The 13,665-nt window shown below is 69.2% G+C and carries 9 protein-coding genes and 1 tRNA gene; 2 read left to right on the top strand and 8 right to left on the bottom strand.

Going from position 1 to position 13,665, the window contains the following annotated elements; all coding sequences use genetic code 11:
- Positions 1-265 precede the first annotated feature (265 nt).
- The 3 genes from ACFZDJ_RS10535 to ACFZDJ_RS10525 form a co-directional block, all read right to left on the bottom strand.
- Positions 266-544: a tetratricopeptide repeat protein gene (locus tag ACFZDJ_RS10535; protein WP_391057873.1), complete on the bottom strand. Its 279-nt coding sequence runs from the start codon at positions 542-544 to the stop codon at positions 266-268.
- The gene (locus ACFZDJ_RS10530) at positions 484-732 is read right to left on the bottom strand and encodes a DUF6602 domain-containing protein (protein WP_391057870.1); all 249 of its coding nucleotides are present in this window, start codon (positions 730-732) and stop codon (positions 484-486) included. Before ACFZDJ_RS10530 ends, ACFZDJ_RS10535 begins: the two co-directional genes overlap by 61 nt.
- A gap of 100 nt (positions 733-832) precedes the next feature.
- Positions 833-1,657 (bottom strand): DUF4365 domain-containing protein, encoded by an 825-nt coding sequence (locus tag ACFZDJ_RS10525; protein WP_391057680.1) that lies wholly within the window; start codon positions 1,655-1,657, stop codon positions 833-835.
- A 525-nt stretch (positions 1,658-2,182) separates the two neighbouring features.
- On the opposite strand from ACFZDJ_RS10525, the gene ACFZDJ_RS10520 reads away from it, so the two are divergent.
- Together ACFZDJ_RS10520 and ACFZDJ_RS10515 are read left to right on the top strand one after the other, a co-directional pair.
- The gene (locus ACFZDJ_RS10520) at positions 2,183-2,386 is read left to right on the top strand and encodes a helix-turn-helix domain-containing protein (protein ID WP_362081431.1); all 204 of its coding nucleotides are present in this window, start codon (positions 2,183-2,185) and stop codon (positions 2,384-2,386) included.
- 65 nt (positions 2,387-2,451) lie between these two features.
- On the top strand, positions 2,452-3,849 hold the full coding sequence (locus tag ACFZDJ_RS10515) for a tyrosine-type recombinase/integrase (protein ID WP_391057677.1): 1,398 nt from the start codon (positions 2,452-2,454) through the stop codon (positions 3,847-3,849).
- A 50-nt stretch (positions 3,850-3,899) separates the two neighbouring features.
- Here the strand turns inward: ACFZDJ_RS10515 and ACFZDJ_RS10510 are convergent.
- The 5 genes from ACFZDJ_RS10510 to topA form a co-directional block, all read right to left on the bottom strand.
- A tRNA-Thr gene (locus tag ACFZDJ_RS10510) sits at positions 3,900-3,973 on the bottom strand.
- A 107-nt stretch (positions 3,974-4,080) separates the two neighbouring features.
- Positions 4,081-5,640, bottom strand: a complete 1,560-nt coding sequence (locus ACFZDJ_RS10505; RefSeq protein ID WP_391057675.1) for an alpha/beta fold hydrolase — start codon at positions 5,638-5,640, stop codon at positions 4,081-4,083.
- Between the two features lie 307 nt (positions 5,641-5,947).
- Positions 5,948-7,153 carry a DNA polymerase III subunit delta' gene (locus ACFZDJ_RS10500; RefSeq protein ID WP_390934268.1) on the bottom strand — a complete coding sequence of 402 codons (1,206 nt, stop codon included), beginning with the start codon at positions 7,151-7,153 and terminating at the stop codon, positions 5,948-5,950.
- A gap of 146 nt (positions 7,154-7,299) precedes the next feature.
- Positions 7,300-10,635, bottom strand: a complete 3,336-nt coding sequence (gene tmk, locus ACFZDJ_RS10495) for a dTMP kinase (RefSeq protein ID WP_391057672.1) — start codon at positions 10,633-10,635, stop codon at positions 7,300-7,302.
- A gap of 179 nt (positions 10,636-10,814) precedes the next feature.
- Positions 10,815-13,628, bottom strand: a complete 2,814-nt coding sequence (gene topA, locus ACFZDJ_RS10490; protein WP_390934265.1) for a type I DNA topoisomerase — start codon at positions 13,626-13,628, stop codon at positions 10,815-10,817.
- Positions 13,629-13,665 lie beyond the last annotated feature (37 nt).

Genomic DNA, 13,665 nt, shown 5'->3' with positions numbered 1-13,665 from the left:
CCAAGGTCAAGAAAACAAAGAAACCGCAGGTCAGAGGCTTGACCTGCGGTTTCCCATGGAGCCGCCTTCGGGATTCGAACCCGAGACCTACGCATTACGAGCTGTCCGGGCTTGTTCCGCAGTGGTCTGAGGACGTCCGTCAATGAGTTCGCATTGCAGGTCAGGTGGCGGGCCAGACGTTCACGGACGGGCGCGTACTACACCGGATTGAACAGCAATCGAGACTAAGACTGAGACTGAGGTCAAATCCGAACCCGAGGTTTGCTTACGCCTCAGCCGGTCCCTGCACATCCCCCGCCTGCCCCCGCCACCGGGTGAGCGCGTGCCGGGCGGCGAGGGTGCCGAATTGGTCCGGGCCCAACACCCGGATACAGTCGGCCAGCAGCGCGGCAAGCTCGTCGACCGCACCCTGCACATCCCCCGACTCCCCTCGCCACCAGGCAAGGTCGTGCCGGGCAGTAAGGGTGTCGGGGTGGTCCGGGCCTAGCACCCGAGTCCGGTCGGCCAGCAGCGCGGCAAGCTCGTCGACCGCGCCCTGCGCAATTCCCCGACGATGTCGACCTGATCTGTGGTGTCACCGTTGCCGCAGAGTACGCGTCCCTTTGTGGTGATCTGCAAATCCCCTGGAAGCCACTTCCTGAAGAGTGATGCCCAATTCTCTTCACCTTCGTCTCCGGCTGTTCCGGGATCTTCGGTAGCGCGTAATCGGATGCGTTCGTACTCTAGCTGCATTTCCATTGTGGCTTGTGTGAAGTAGGAAGCTAACTCCCGCCGGCTCACCGCTCATCTCCTCGCTAGGTATAGCCATTGATGCCAGTAGTGGCCCCAGGGGTCACAGTGCTTCAGGGGGCACCCTTCCGAATTGCCCTTCAAGGAAAAGTGTCGCCATTTCCCTCGCTAGGCGCAGGGGAGTGTTGCTGTTGGCGCAATTCTCTCGGATTACTTGCGAAGCGGCGAGGATCGCAGCTCTCGCCTTAGCGACCCCACGGTCTTCTATCTTTCTGGCGCCGAGCGCGGCGTAGAATGCTGTCAGAAATTGATCGCTAGCCACTCCGTTAGAGTCGGTTACTTTGGTGGCAATAGCGAAATCAAGCGCAAGAGTAGCTGCGACTTCAGTATGGAAAATTACACCCGATTCTTCCCCCCATTTTTCCGCTTCTAGTGCGCTAGCCAGTGCGTACTGCAATCGCTGATTTACGTGTTCGATTCTGGCGGACCATGCCAAGTGGTCCACGGCATCCTGGTCGAATGGTTGGTCGCGCGAGAAATTCAGCGGGAGTTGGTGCCCAATCTGTTCCTTGAGCTTTAGGTGATTGAAATGTATTTTGGGTTCGGTGTACCACCCGCAGTCGTCTTTGACGTCCCAGAGGACGGCTATGACAAGGTCTGCGCTTCGGGCCCAGCGTAGAATCTGGTTCGAGTCCACGTAGACGGAAGGGAGATTTCTTCCGCTATCGCGACAACCCTTCTCGGTTCCTTTTACTTGGATCCAGATCTTTCCTGGATCCATGTGCCCATCAAGGCAAGTCTGTACTAGTAGATCTTCGCCGTAGTCTTCCTTTATCTCATCAACTGCATGCCCTCGCCTATTCCACTCCTGACGAACTGCTGCGACGGCGTACGACGCGACTTGGTGTTGACGAGGCCTTCTTGTCATGAATCCCCCTCTACGTTGCTCTCCGGCTTCCTCAGCTTCGCACGAGGTACGGACAGTGGATGTGGCTTCCTCAATGTCTCAGGCACCCGCCGGGGCGTGCTCCTCTTGCTGTTCGGCGCTCGCGCCGCCCTAAGGACATGCCGCGCAGCGGCTCCTTCTTCACGCTCTGAGCGGCACCGCACTACACCAGACACCCCCTCTCTTTTTCCTAAGAGGGAAGACGCTGCGTCATCTGCGTCATGCGAGCCGAAAAACGGCCCCTGACCTGCGGCTACCGCCATGACGCAGACGGCCGCGCCTGCGTCATCCTGCGTCACCTGCGTCATGGGCTACGTCACGGATGACGCAGCCCATGACGCACCCATGACGCAGGCCTCGCCGCCTGCGTCACTCAAAACCGCAGGTCAGAAGCCCGAATGACGCTGATGACGCAATGACGCAGAAATCCGCACCTCGGACAGGCGCAGGCAAGGTCCCCCGCGCAACTCCCCGAAGGCGAAGACGAATTGCCCAGGAGGCACCCGGATGAGCACCGCGATCGCCGCCCCCGTCGACCGACTCCTGTACAAGCCCGAGGAAGCTGCCGAGGCACTCGCCCTTGGCCGGTCCACGGTCTACGAGCTGATGGCCGAGGGCGCCCTGAAGTACATCAAGTTGGGTCGCACGCGCCGGATTCGGCGCACTGACCTCGAAGCCTTCGTAGCCGCCCTCGCTCTGCTGCCCAACTGACCTGAGCACACCCTGAGGCGCCCCGAGCACTCCGCTCGGGGCGCCTCCCGCGTGGAGGAACACACATGAGCCCCCGGAAGTCGGATCTGGAATCGACCATCTACTTCGGTGATGACGGTTGGTGGCACGGTCGCGTGACCATGGGCGTACTGGCTGATGGCAGCCCTGACCGCCGCCACCGCATGGCCCGCACCGAACCCGCAGTGCGCCGCAAGGTCCGTGAACTGGAGAAGCTCCGGGACAAGGGACGCGCCCCGGTGGCCGGCCGCAAGCCGACCGTAGAGCAGTGGATGACCACGTACCTGACCGATATCGCGAGCCTGAAGCTTAAGCCGCGTTCGCTCGATGACTACTGGTCCAAGACCCGCAACGACATCGTTCCTGGCGTCGGGAAGCACCGCATCGACAAGCTCGCCCCCGAGCACCTTGAGCAGATGTACCGGGCCATGCTCGACGCCGGCCACGCCCCGTCCCACATCGTCAAGGTGCACCGCATCCTGTCGAGGGCCCTGAAGATTGCCCACCGCCGCCGGATGATCGGTGAGAACGTCGCCACGCTGGTCGACCCGCCCAGCATCGACGAGACCGAGACGAACCCGTTCACCCAGGAGGAAGCGAAAGCGTTCCTGGAAGCGGCGGCCAAGCGGCCCACGTTCATGCGGTGGATCGTCGGAGTCGGCATGGGGTTCCGGCAGGGCGAAACCCTGGGACTGCGATGGCCGTACGTCGACCTCGCGGCCGAACTGTTCCACCCCAGGTGGCAGCTACAGCGCCTCACGTGGCGGCACGGCTGCGGCGACGCGCACGCCTGCGGGGAGCGCCTGCACCGCTTCGACCCCTGCCCGCCCGACTGCGCCACGCACAAGAACTACAAGCGCGGATGCCCGAAGCCGTGCTCTGCGACGTGCGTCAAGCACGCGAGCATCTGCCCCGACCGCAAGGGCGGAGGACTGGCCTTCACCCGCCCGAAGACCAGGAAGAGCACGAACCCCGTACCGATCCCGCCCGCCTTCATCCCCTACCTGATCACGCACAAGGCACAGCAGGACGAACTACGCGCCGCCGCCGGCGAACTCTGGCAGGAACACCACGCCGTGTTCACCCGACCCGATGGCCGCCCCATCGACCCCCGCGACGACTGGGAGGAGTTCAAGGAACTACTGGCAGAGGCGGGCATCGGAGACCGCCGCCTCTACGACGGAAGCCGCCACACGGCCGGCACGATCCTCAACGAACTCGGGGTCGACATGCCCACGATCATGGAGATCCTGCGCCACACCCAGATCAGCCAGACCCGCCGCTACGTCAAGGGCCGCTCGCACCTCTCGAAGGACGCCATGCGCCGCATGGGAGACACGTTCCTGCCCGCCCCAGAACCTGCCCCTGCGCCCGCGACTGAGACTAGAACTGAGACTGGAGACCGCCGCGCGGCCCGCTCCCGCGCCCGCCGCCGCGTCCGGTAAAAAGCAAAAGCCCCAGGTCACGGCGAGTGAGAATCCTGGGGCTTCCACAGAGCCGCCTTCGGGATTCGAACCCGAGACCTACGCATTACGAGTGCGTTGCTCTGGCCATCTGAGCTAAGGCGGCGCGCTGTCCGCACTATGGTGCGATCAGCAACGTCGGTAAGTCTACACAGTTTCCGGGGGTGCTCTGTACACGCCCCGGGAGGGCCGGTTCCGGGGCGTGTGGGAGGGCTATGAGCAGCGCTTTCCCTTCGCGGGAGGGGTGCCCTGGAGGAGGTAGCGGTCGATCGTGGAGTCGATGCAGACGCTGCCGCGGCCGTACGCGGTGTGGCCGTCGCCGACGTAGGTGAGGAGGACGCCGGAGGAGAGCTGGGAGGCGAGGGACTTGGCCCAGGCGTAGGGGGTGGCCGGGTCCCGGGTGGTGCCGACCACGAGGATCGGGCCCGCGCCCTTCGCCTCGATGCGGTGCGGCTCGCCGGTGGGCCTCACGGGCCAGTACGCGCAGTTCAGGGAGGCCCAGGCCAGGCCGTCACCGAAGACGGGGGACGCCTTCTCGAAGCCGGGAAGGCCCTTCTCCACCTCGTCGGGTGTGGAGAAGGCGGCCGGGAGGTCGAGGCAGTTCACGGCCGCGTTGGCGAACATCAGGTTCGCGTACTTGCCGTCGGCGTCGCGCTCGTAATAGCTGTCGGAGAGGGCGAGCAGGCCCGCGCCGTCCTTGTCCTTCATTGCCGCGGTGAGCGCCTCGCGCAGCTGCGGCCACGCCGCCTGGTCGTACATCGCCGCGATCACGCCCGTCGTCGCGAGCGCCTCGCCGAGCTTGCGGCCGTCCGCGTCGCCCGTCGGGATCGGCTTCGCGTCGAGCTTCTTGAAGAAGGCGCTGAGGTTCCTGCCGACCTGGTCCGGGCTCGTGCCCGGGCCACCCAACGGGCAGTCGCTGTGGCGCACGCAGTCCTTCGCGAAGGACTGGAACGCCGTCTCGAAGCCCGCCGTCTGGTCCTGGTTGAGTCTGCGTGCGGACAGGGACGGGTCCATCGCGCCGTCCAGGACCATGCGGCCCACCCGGTCCGGGAACAGGCCCGCGTACGTCGCCCCGAGGAACGTCCCGTACGACGCCCCCACGTAGTTCAGCTTCTGGTCACCCAGGACCGCGCGCAGGATGTCCATGTCCCGGGCCGCCTCGACGGTGGACACGTGCCGCAGCAGGTTCGGCGAGTGCCGGCCGCAGCCCTCGGCGAACTTCTTGTACGCGTCGACCAGTTCACCCGTCTCCTTCTTGTCGTCGGGGGTGACGTCCGTCTCCGTGTACGTGTCCATCTGGTGGCCGGTGAGGCACTCGACGGGCTCGCTGCGGGCCACCCCGCGCGGGTCGACCGCGACCATGTCGTAGCGGGCACGGACCTCAGCCGGGTAACCGATCCCCGCGTACGACTGGAGGTAGCCCACCGCCGAGCCGCCCGGGCCGCCCGGGTTGACCAGCAGCGAGCCGATGCGCTTGCCGGGACCTGTCGCCTTCTTGCGGGCCACGGCCAGCTTGACGTCGCCCGAGGCCGGTTTCGCGTAGTCGAGAGGCACCTTCATCGTGGCGCACTCGAAGCCGGAGGCGCCGCAGCTGCGCCAGGCCAGCTTCTGGTTGTAGTACGGCGACAGCGTGGAGGGTGTGGCGCGGGGCAGTGCGGCCAGCACCGCGTCCGCCGACGTCGTGGCCGTCCTGGTCGAACTCCCCGTGGAGCAGGCAGAGACGAGCAGCGCGGTGGCGGCGAGCAGCACGCCGCCCGCACGGACGGTACGCATCGCGCGGATCGCACCGCGGGGTCGGTTCGGCCGACGGGACCGGGGCGGCCGGGGAGTGCGCCTGAAGTACCTGGAGTACATCTCGCGAGCGTAACCCTGGGCGACGCAATGATCACCAACAGTCGTGGATGTGCCTCGTACGAGTGATTCCGTCAACATGGCGACTCAACTCCTGGTCCCCACACCTCGCCTCAGCTCCTCACTCCGGCTCCTCGGCACGGCCCGGCCCGGCTGTCGGCTGGTCGCTGTCGGCTGGTCGCTGTCGGCTCCAGTTCCTCGGCTCGAGCGTGCCGTCGAGACTCTCGGCTCAGCCCGCCCGCAGCGCCATCGTCATCGCCTCCACCGCCAGCAGCGGGGCCACATTGCGGTCCAGTGCCTCGCGGCACGCGGCGATCGCGTCGATCCGGCGAAGGGTCGCCTCCGGCGAGCTGCCGCGGGCGAGGCGCTCGAGTACATCCTCGGCCTCCGTGTTGGCGAGGGCCACCCGGGAGCCGAGCTGGAGGGCGAGGACGTCGCGGTAGAAGCCGGTGAGGTCGATGAGGGCCAGGTCCAGGCTGTCGCGCTGCGTACGCGTTCTCCGGCGCTTCTGCCGGTCCTCCAGCTCCTTCATGAGGCCCGCGGTGCCACGCGGCATACGGCCGCCCTGCGACGCGCCGAGGGCCGCCTTCAGGTCTTCGGTCTCCTTGACGTCGACTTCCTCGGCGAGCTGCTTCGCGTCCTCCGAGGCCGTGTCGATCAGCTCCTGGGCCGCCTTGAGACAGCCGCCGATGTCGTCGACCCGCAGCGGGAGCTTGAGGACGGCGGCCCGGCGCTCACGGGCACGCTGGTCCGTGGCGAGACGGCGGGCGCGCCCGATGTGCCCCTGCGTCGCGCGGGCGGCGGCCGCCGCGACAGCGGGCTCGATGCCGTCCCGGCGGACGAGGATGTCGGCTACCGCGTCCACCGGCGGGGTGCGCAGGGTGAGCAGGCGACAGCGGGAGCGGATGGTGGGCAGGACGTCCTCGATGGAAGGCGCGCAGAGCAGCCAGACCGTACGGGGGGCCGGTTCCTCGACGGCCTTCAGAAGGACGTTGCCCGCGCCCTCCGTGAGGCGGTCCGCGTCCTCCAGGACGATGACCTGCCAGCGGCCGGTCGCCGGGGACATCTGGGCGCGGCGGACCAGGTCACGGGTCTCCTTCACACCGATGGAGAGGAGGTCGGTGCGGACGATCTGCACATCGGCGTGCGTCCCGATCAGGCTGGTGTGGCAGCCGTCGCAGAAGCCGCAGCCGGGGACTCCGCCCAGCGCGCGGTCGGGGCTCACGCACTGGAGCGCCGCCGCGAAGGCCCGCGCCGCGGTGGAACGCCCGGAGCCGGGCGGGCCGGTGAACAGCCAGGCATGCGTCATCTTGGACGCCTCGGGGAGCGGGGTGTCCGCGGCGACCGCCGAAACGAGGGCGTCGGCGTCACGAGCGGCGGCGGCGAGCTGCTCGCTCACCTTGTCCTGGCCCACCAGGTCGTCCCACACAGGCACGGGGCACCGCCCTTTCGTCGCACTTTGCCTTGCCGCGTCCATTGTGCGGGTCGCCACTGACAACAGGTCCCCGGACCGCTCCACGAACCACGAACCACGGCCAGGCATCGGTGCCGCCGCTCTCAAGAGCGGCTGCTGAGAGCGGCTCAGCGACGGCGGCGACCGCCCCGTCCCTCGCTCCCGTCGTCCTGCTCGTCGTCGTCACGCGGGCCCAGCAGTTCGTCCGCCAGGGTCGGGAGATCGTCGAGCGGGGTTTCCTCCGCCCAGTCGGAACGGGGGCGGCGGCGCGGTGCGCCCTCGGCATTGACCTGGGGCAGCTCACGCGTACGGTCACCGGCCCTCTCGGGCCGGGGCTCGGGCCGCTCGTCCCGGAAGAAGCCCGGAGGCACCCGGTCCGCGGGATCACCCGCACCGGCATCCGGGACGGCACCCGCGCCTCCGTCACGTACCGGAGGAAGCACCGCCGTCTCGTCGGCCGCGCCCGGCGCCACCGGCGGCAGCACCGTGGTCTCGTCCGCGGCCCCCGGAACCACTGGCGGGAGCACGGCCGTCTTCTCGGCCGCTTCCTCGGGCACGGGCGGCTTCGGCAGCTTGGCCGTCTCCTCCGAGTCGGAACGGGAACCCTCGCGGCTCTCTCCGGAGCGCACGGGCCGCAGCACCGTCGTCTCGTCCACCGAGCCGCCCGAGGTGCTCGGGGGCGTCACGACCGGCGTGGGAACCGTCGTCTCGTTGTCGGCCACGGGACCCGCGGCCGGCGACTCGCCAGAACCCACAGGCGCCGAAGCGGAAGGAGAAGCCGGCGCAGGAGCTGAAGCAGAAGCCGCAGTCGAAGCGGAAGCGGAGGCGGTCGTCGAAGCGGAAGCGGACGTCGAAGCCGCCGTGGCGGCGGCCGCCGCCGCTGCCGCCGTCTCCGTCGCGGCCCGCCGCGCCTCCTCGGCCCGCAGCAGCGCCTCCTCGGCCTTGCGCTGCTTCTCCAGGCGGCGCTCCTCGGCCTCGGCCCGCAGCCGTGCCTGCTCCTCGGCCAGCCTGCGCAGCCGGTCCTGCTCGGCGGCCTGGGCCTGCTCCTCGGCCAGCAGCCGCGCCCGCTCCTCCTCGGCCCGGCGGCGGGCCTCCTCGGCGCGCTGTCGGGCCTCCTCCGCCTGGCGCTCGGCCTCGCGCCGCTGAGCCTCCTCCAGCTCGCGCTGCTTGCGCTCCTCTTCCTCCGCACGCAGCCGGGCGAGCTGCTCCTGGCGCTCGCGCTCCAGTCGCTCCTCCTCGGCCTTGCGGGCGGCCTCTTCCTCGGCCTTGCGCCGGGCCTCCTCCTCGGCCGCCTTGCGTGCCTCCTCCTGGGCCTTCACCTCGGCCTCGGAGAGGGGCAGCATCACGTCGAGCCGGTGCCGGACGACGGTGGTGACCGCCTCGGGCTCCTGGGCGGCGTCGACGACCAGGTACCGGCCCGGGTCGGCGGCGGCCAGCGTCAGGAAACCGGACCGCACGCGCGTGTGGAACTCGACCGGCTCCGACTCCAGCCGGTCGGGCGCCTCCGTGAAGCGCTCACGCGCCGCCTCCGGGGAGACATCGAGGAGCACCGTCAGATGCGGCACCAGTCCGTTGGTCGCCCATCGGTTGATGCGGGCGATCTCGGTCGGGGACAGGTCCCGGCCGGCTCCCTGGTAGGCCACCGACGAGTCGATGTAGCGGTCGGAGATGACGACGGCGCCCCGCTCCAGCGCGGGCCGCACCACCGTGTCCACGTGCTCGGCGCGGTCGGCGGCGTACAGCAGCGCCTCCGCGCGGTGCGACAGGCCCGCCGACGACACGTCCAGCAGGATCGACCGCAGCCGCTTGCCGACCGGCGTGGCGCCCGGCTCGCGGGTCACCACGACCTCGTGGCCCTTCGCGCGGATCCACTCCGCGAGCGCTTCCGCCTGCGTCGACTTCCCGGCCCCGTCGCCGCCCTCCAGGGCGATGAAGAACCCGTTCGCGGTGGGATTCTGCACCGGGTCGTCGCCGCCGCGCAGCGCGTCCAGCAGGTCGTGCCGCAGCGGCACTCCGGAGCGGTCGTCGACCTTGGCGAGCACCAGGGCGGCGACCGGCAGCAGCAGAGCGCCCACCAGCATCAGCGTGAAGGCGGCGCCTCCGTGCGCGAACACGAACTTGCCGTCCTCGAGCCGGTGCGGGCCGATCGCCGCGGCCACCACCGGCGCCAGCAGGGCGCCGAGCGCCACGGAGACCCGTACGACCGCGTGCAGGTGTTCCGTCGTACGCGCCCGCCGGTACTCCTCGGTCTCCTGGTCGAGCAGCGCGTGCCCGGTGTTCGCGGCGACGCCCGCTCCGACGCCCGCGAGGGCGGCGATCAGCAACACCGTGGTGACGTCCGGGACCAGACCGGCGGCCAGCAGCGCGATCCCGGTGAAGGCGATCGCCAGCGAGAGCAGCCGGCGCCGCGACAGCGACGGCAGCACGGAGGAGGCCGTCCGGATGCCGATGACGACACCCCCGGTCAGCGCCAGCACCAGCAGGCCGTACGTGACCGGTCCACCGCCCAGGTCCTTGGCCTGCAGCACGGAGACGGCGACGGCGGCCGCGACCGCCGCGGCGACGGCCGCGCAGGCGAGCACCAGGAGCGGGATCGCGCCGGTACGGCCCTTGTCGACGCCCGTGCCCGTCTTGGGGCGGCGCAGGCCCTCCAGGGGCGAGCGCGCACGCGGGGTGCGGGTGTCGGGCAGTTCGAGGAACGTGAGCACCGAGAGCGAGGCGGCGAACAGTCCGGCGGCGACGTACGAGGCGAGCGCCCCCTGATGCTGGTCGAACCAGGCGATCCCGGCACCCAGCAGGTTGCTGACGAGCGACACCACGACGAGCGTGGCGGCCGCGATCGGCACCGCCACGAAGGCCGTACGCAGTGACAGGCGCCGCAGTGCGTCCAGGTGGTCCGGCAGCGGGCGTACGGTGGCGCCCTCCAGCGGCGGCGCGGGCAGCAGCGCGGGCGCCGCGCTCTCCCGGCACACCGTCCAGAAGCGCTCGGCGACGCCGGTCACGAAGGCGAGGACGAGGAGAGCGGCGAGTGCGTTGTCCGGGGTCCAGTCGATCCACAGGGGCGCGAGGAGCATGAGCACGGCGCGCAGTCCGTCGGCTCCGACCATGGTCCAGCGCCGGTCGAGCGGCCCCTCCTGGGACGTCAGCGAGGTGAGCGGCCCGAGGAGTACGGCTCCGAAGAGCAGCGTGGCCAGAATGCGTGCCCCGAAGACGGCCGCCACGGCCAGGGCGACCCCGCGGTAGCCACCGCCGAAGGAACCCTCCGCGATCGCCGCCTGAAGGACGAGGATGACCAGCACGAGCAGGGCCAGGGTGTCGCCGACACCGCCCACCAGGTGGGCGCTCCACAACCGTTTCAGCTGAGGTCGGCGCAGCAACGCGCGGACGGCGCGCTCGCGGGAATCTGCGACCAGGGCGTCGTCGGGGGCCGGAGTGGGGGCCGTTGGCTGCTCGGCTCGCGTCATCCTGCAAGCCTATCCGGCCCCACTGACTGCCCGTAGGGGTGCCCGAACATGTGGACGCCCCCACACCGAAAGGTGTAGGGGCGTCCACATCTGAATCCGACAGAGGCCGCGAGACCTGGCCGAGGCCGCGAGACCTGACAGCGGCCGCCGAGACCTGACAGCGGCCGCGAGCCCGGACCTCAGTTCTCCGAAGCCGCCGTCTTCTTGGCGGCGGCCTTCTTGGCCGGAGCCTTCTTGGCAGCCGTCTTCGAAGTCGTCGTCTTCTTCGCGGCGGTCTTCTTGGCAGGGGCCTTCTTGGTCGCCGTCTTCTTGGCGGCGGCCTTCTTCGCGGTCTTCTTGGCGGGGGCCTTGGCGCGCTTCTCCGCCAGCAGCTCGTAGCCGCGCTCCGGAGTGATCTCCTCGACGCTGTCGTCGGAGCGCAGGGTCGCGTTGGTCTCGCCGTCGGTCACGTACGGCCCGAAACGGCCGTCCTTGACCACGACGGGCTTCCCGCTGACCGGGTCCTCGCCCAGCTCCTTGAGCGGCGGCTTGGCGGCCGCGCGCCCGCGCTGCTTGGGCTGGGAGTAGATCTCCAGCGCCTCTTCGAGGGTGATGGTGAAGAGCTGGTCCTCGGACTGCAGGGAGCGCGAGTCCGTGCCCTTCTTCAGGTACGGCCCGTAGCGCCCGTTCTGCGCGGTGATCTCCACGCCCTCGGCGTCCTTGCCGACGACGCGCGGCAGGGACATCAGTTTGAGGGCGTCGCCGAGCGTCACCGTGTCGAGCGACATCGACTTGAAGAGTGAGGCGGTACGCGGCTTGACGGCGTTCTTGCCCGTCTTCGGGGTGCCCTCGGGGAGCACCTCGGTGACGTACGGGCCGTAGCGGCCGTCCCTGGCGATGATCTGGTGGCCCGACTCCGGGTCCGTACCGAGCTCGAAGTCGCCGCTCGGCTTGGCGAGCAGCTCCTCCGCGAGCTCGATGCTCAGCTCGTCCGGGGCCAGGTCCTCGGGCACATCCGCGCGCTGGTGGTGCTCGGAGTCCTTCTCGCCGCGCTCGATGTACGGGCCGTAGCGGCCCACACGCAGCATGATGCCGTCGCCGACCGGGAAGGACGACACCTCACGGGCGTCGATGGCGCCCAGGTCGGTGACGAGCTCCTTGAGGCCGCCCAGGTGGTCCCCGTCGCCGTTGCCGGCCTCGGCGGCGCCCGCGGCGTCGCCCTCGCCGAAGTAGAACCGCTTGAGCCACGGCACGGCCTGCGCCTCGCCCCGCGCGATGCGGTCGAGGTCGTCCTCCATCTTGGCCGTGAAGTCGTAGTCGACGAGCCGCCCGAAGTGCTTCTCCAGGAGGTTGACCACGGCGAAGGACAGGAAGGACGGCACGAGTGCCGTGCCCTTCTTGAACACGTATCCGCGGTCGAGGATCGTGCCGATGATCGACGCGTACGTCGACGGGCGGCCGATCTCGCGCTCTTCGAGCTCCTTGACCAGCGACGCCTCGGTGTAGCGGGCCGGGGGCTTGGTGGCGTGCCCGTCGACCGTGATCTCCTCGGCGGACAGCGGGTCGCCCTCGTTGACCTGCGGAAGACGGCGCTCACGGTCGTCGAGCTCGGCGTTCGGGTCGTCCGCGCCCTCGACGTACGCCTTCAGGAAGCCGTGGAAGGTGATCGTCTTGCCGGACGCGCTGAACTCGGCGTCGCGGCCGTCGGAGGCCGTGCCCGCGATCTTCACGGTGACGGAGTTGCCGACCGCGTCCTTCATCTGGGAGGCGACGGTCCGCTTCCAGATCAGCTCGTACAGCCTGAACTGGTCGCCGGTCAGGCCCGTCTCGGCCGGGGTGCGGAAACGATCACCCGAGGGACGGATCGCCTCGTGCGCCTCCTGCGCGTTCTTGACCTTTCCGGCGTAGGTCCGCGGCTGGGCCGGCAGGTAGTCGGCGCCGTAGAGCTGCGTGACCTGGGCGCGGGCGGCCGAGATCGCCGTTTCCGAGAGGGTCGTGGAGTCCGTACGCATGTACGTGATGAAGCCGTTCTCGTACAGCTTCTGGGCCACCTGCATGGTGGCCTTCGCGCCGAAGCCGAGCTTGCGCGAGGCCTCCTGCTGGAGGGTCGTCGTACGGAACGGCGCGTACGGCGAGCGGCGGTACGGCTTGGACTCGACCGAGCGGACCGCGAAGTTCGTGTCCTGGAGGGCGACGGCGAGCGCACGGGCGTTCGTCTCGTCCAGGTGGAGCGTGTTCGCGCCCTTGATCTGGCCCAGCGAATCGAAGTCGCGACCCTGGGCGACGCGCTTGCCGTCGACCGTGGTGAGGCGGGCGACCAGGTTGGACGGGTCGCTGGCGTCACCGGCGCGGCCGGTGAGGAAGGTACCGGTCAGGTCCCAGTACTCGGCGGAGCGGAAGGCGATGCGCTCGCGCTCCCGCTCGACGACGAGCCGGGTCGCCACGGACTGCACACGGCCCGCCGACAGCCGCGGCATGACCTTCTTCCACAGGACCGGCGAGACCTCGTAGCCATAGAGGCGGTCGAGGATGCGGCGGGTCTCCTGGGCGTCGACGAGCTTCTGGTTGAGCTCGCGCGGGTTGGCGACGGCGGCCTGGATCGCGGCCTTGGTGATCTCGTGGAAGACCATCCGCTTGACCGGAACCTTGGGCTTGAGCACTTCCTGGAGGTGCCACGCGATGGCCTCGCCCTCGCGGTCCTCATCCGTGGCGAGGTAGAGCTCGTCGGAGTCGCGCAGCAGGTCCTTGAGCTTCTTGACCTGGGCCTTCTTGTCGGCGTTGACCACATAGATGGGCTGGAAGTCGTGCTCGACGTCCACGCCGAGGCGGCGCACCTCGCCGGTGTACTCCTCGGGCACCTCCGCGGCGCCGTTGGGGAGGTCGCGGATGTGCCCGACGCTCGCTTCGACGACATAGCCGGGGCCGAGATAGCCCTTGATCGTCTTCGCCTTGGCAGGCGACTCGACGATGACGAGTCGGCGGCCGCCGTGTGCGGTGTCGCTGGTCGGGGACAACTTCGCTCTTCTCTCCGGTCGACGCAGGGGGTCTCCC

Origin of the sequence: Streptomyces sp. NPDC007896 (assembly GCF_042959425.1) — a bacterium.
Classification (GTDB): domain Bacteria; phylum Actinomycetota; class Actinomycetes; order Streptomycetales; family Streptomycetaceae; genus Streptomyces.
This window is presented reverse-complemented; position numbering and strand designations above follow the sequence as displayed.

Bases quoted from the DNA above. Each gene is read 5' to 3' on its own strand.
- ACFZDJ_RS10530 (WP_391057870.1), bottom strand. From the start codon at position 732: ATGCAGCTAGAGTACGAACGCATCCGATTACGCGCTACCGAAGATCCC.
- ACFZDJ_RS10520 (WP_362081431.1), top strand. From the start codon at position 2,183: ATGAGCACCGCGATCGCCGCCCCCGTCGACCGACTCCTGTACAAGCCC.
- ACFZDJ_RS10525 (WP_391057680.1), bottom strand. From the start codon at position 1,657: ATGACAAGAAGGCCTCGTCAACACCAAGTCGCGTCGTACGCCGTCGCA.
- ACFZDJ_RS10505 (WP_391057675.1), bottom strand. From the start codon at position 5,640: ATGCGTACCGTCCGTGCGGGCGGCGTGCTGCTCGCCGCCACCGCGCTG.
- tmk (WP_391057672.1), bottom strand. From the start codon at position 10,635: ATGACGCGAGCCGAGCAGCCAACGGCCCCCACTCCGGCCCCCGACGAC.
- ACFZDJ_RS10515 (WP_391057677.1), top strand. From the start codon at position 2,452: ATGAGCCCCCGGAAGTCGGATCTGGAATCGACCATCTACTTCGGTGAT.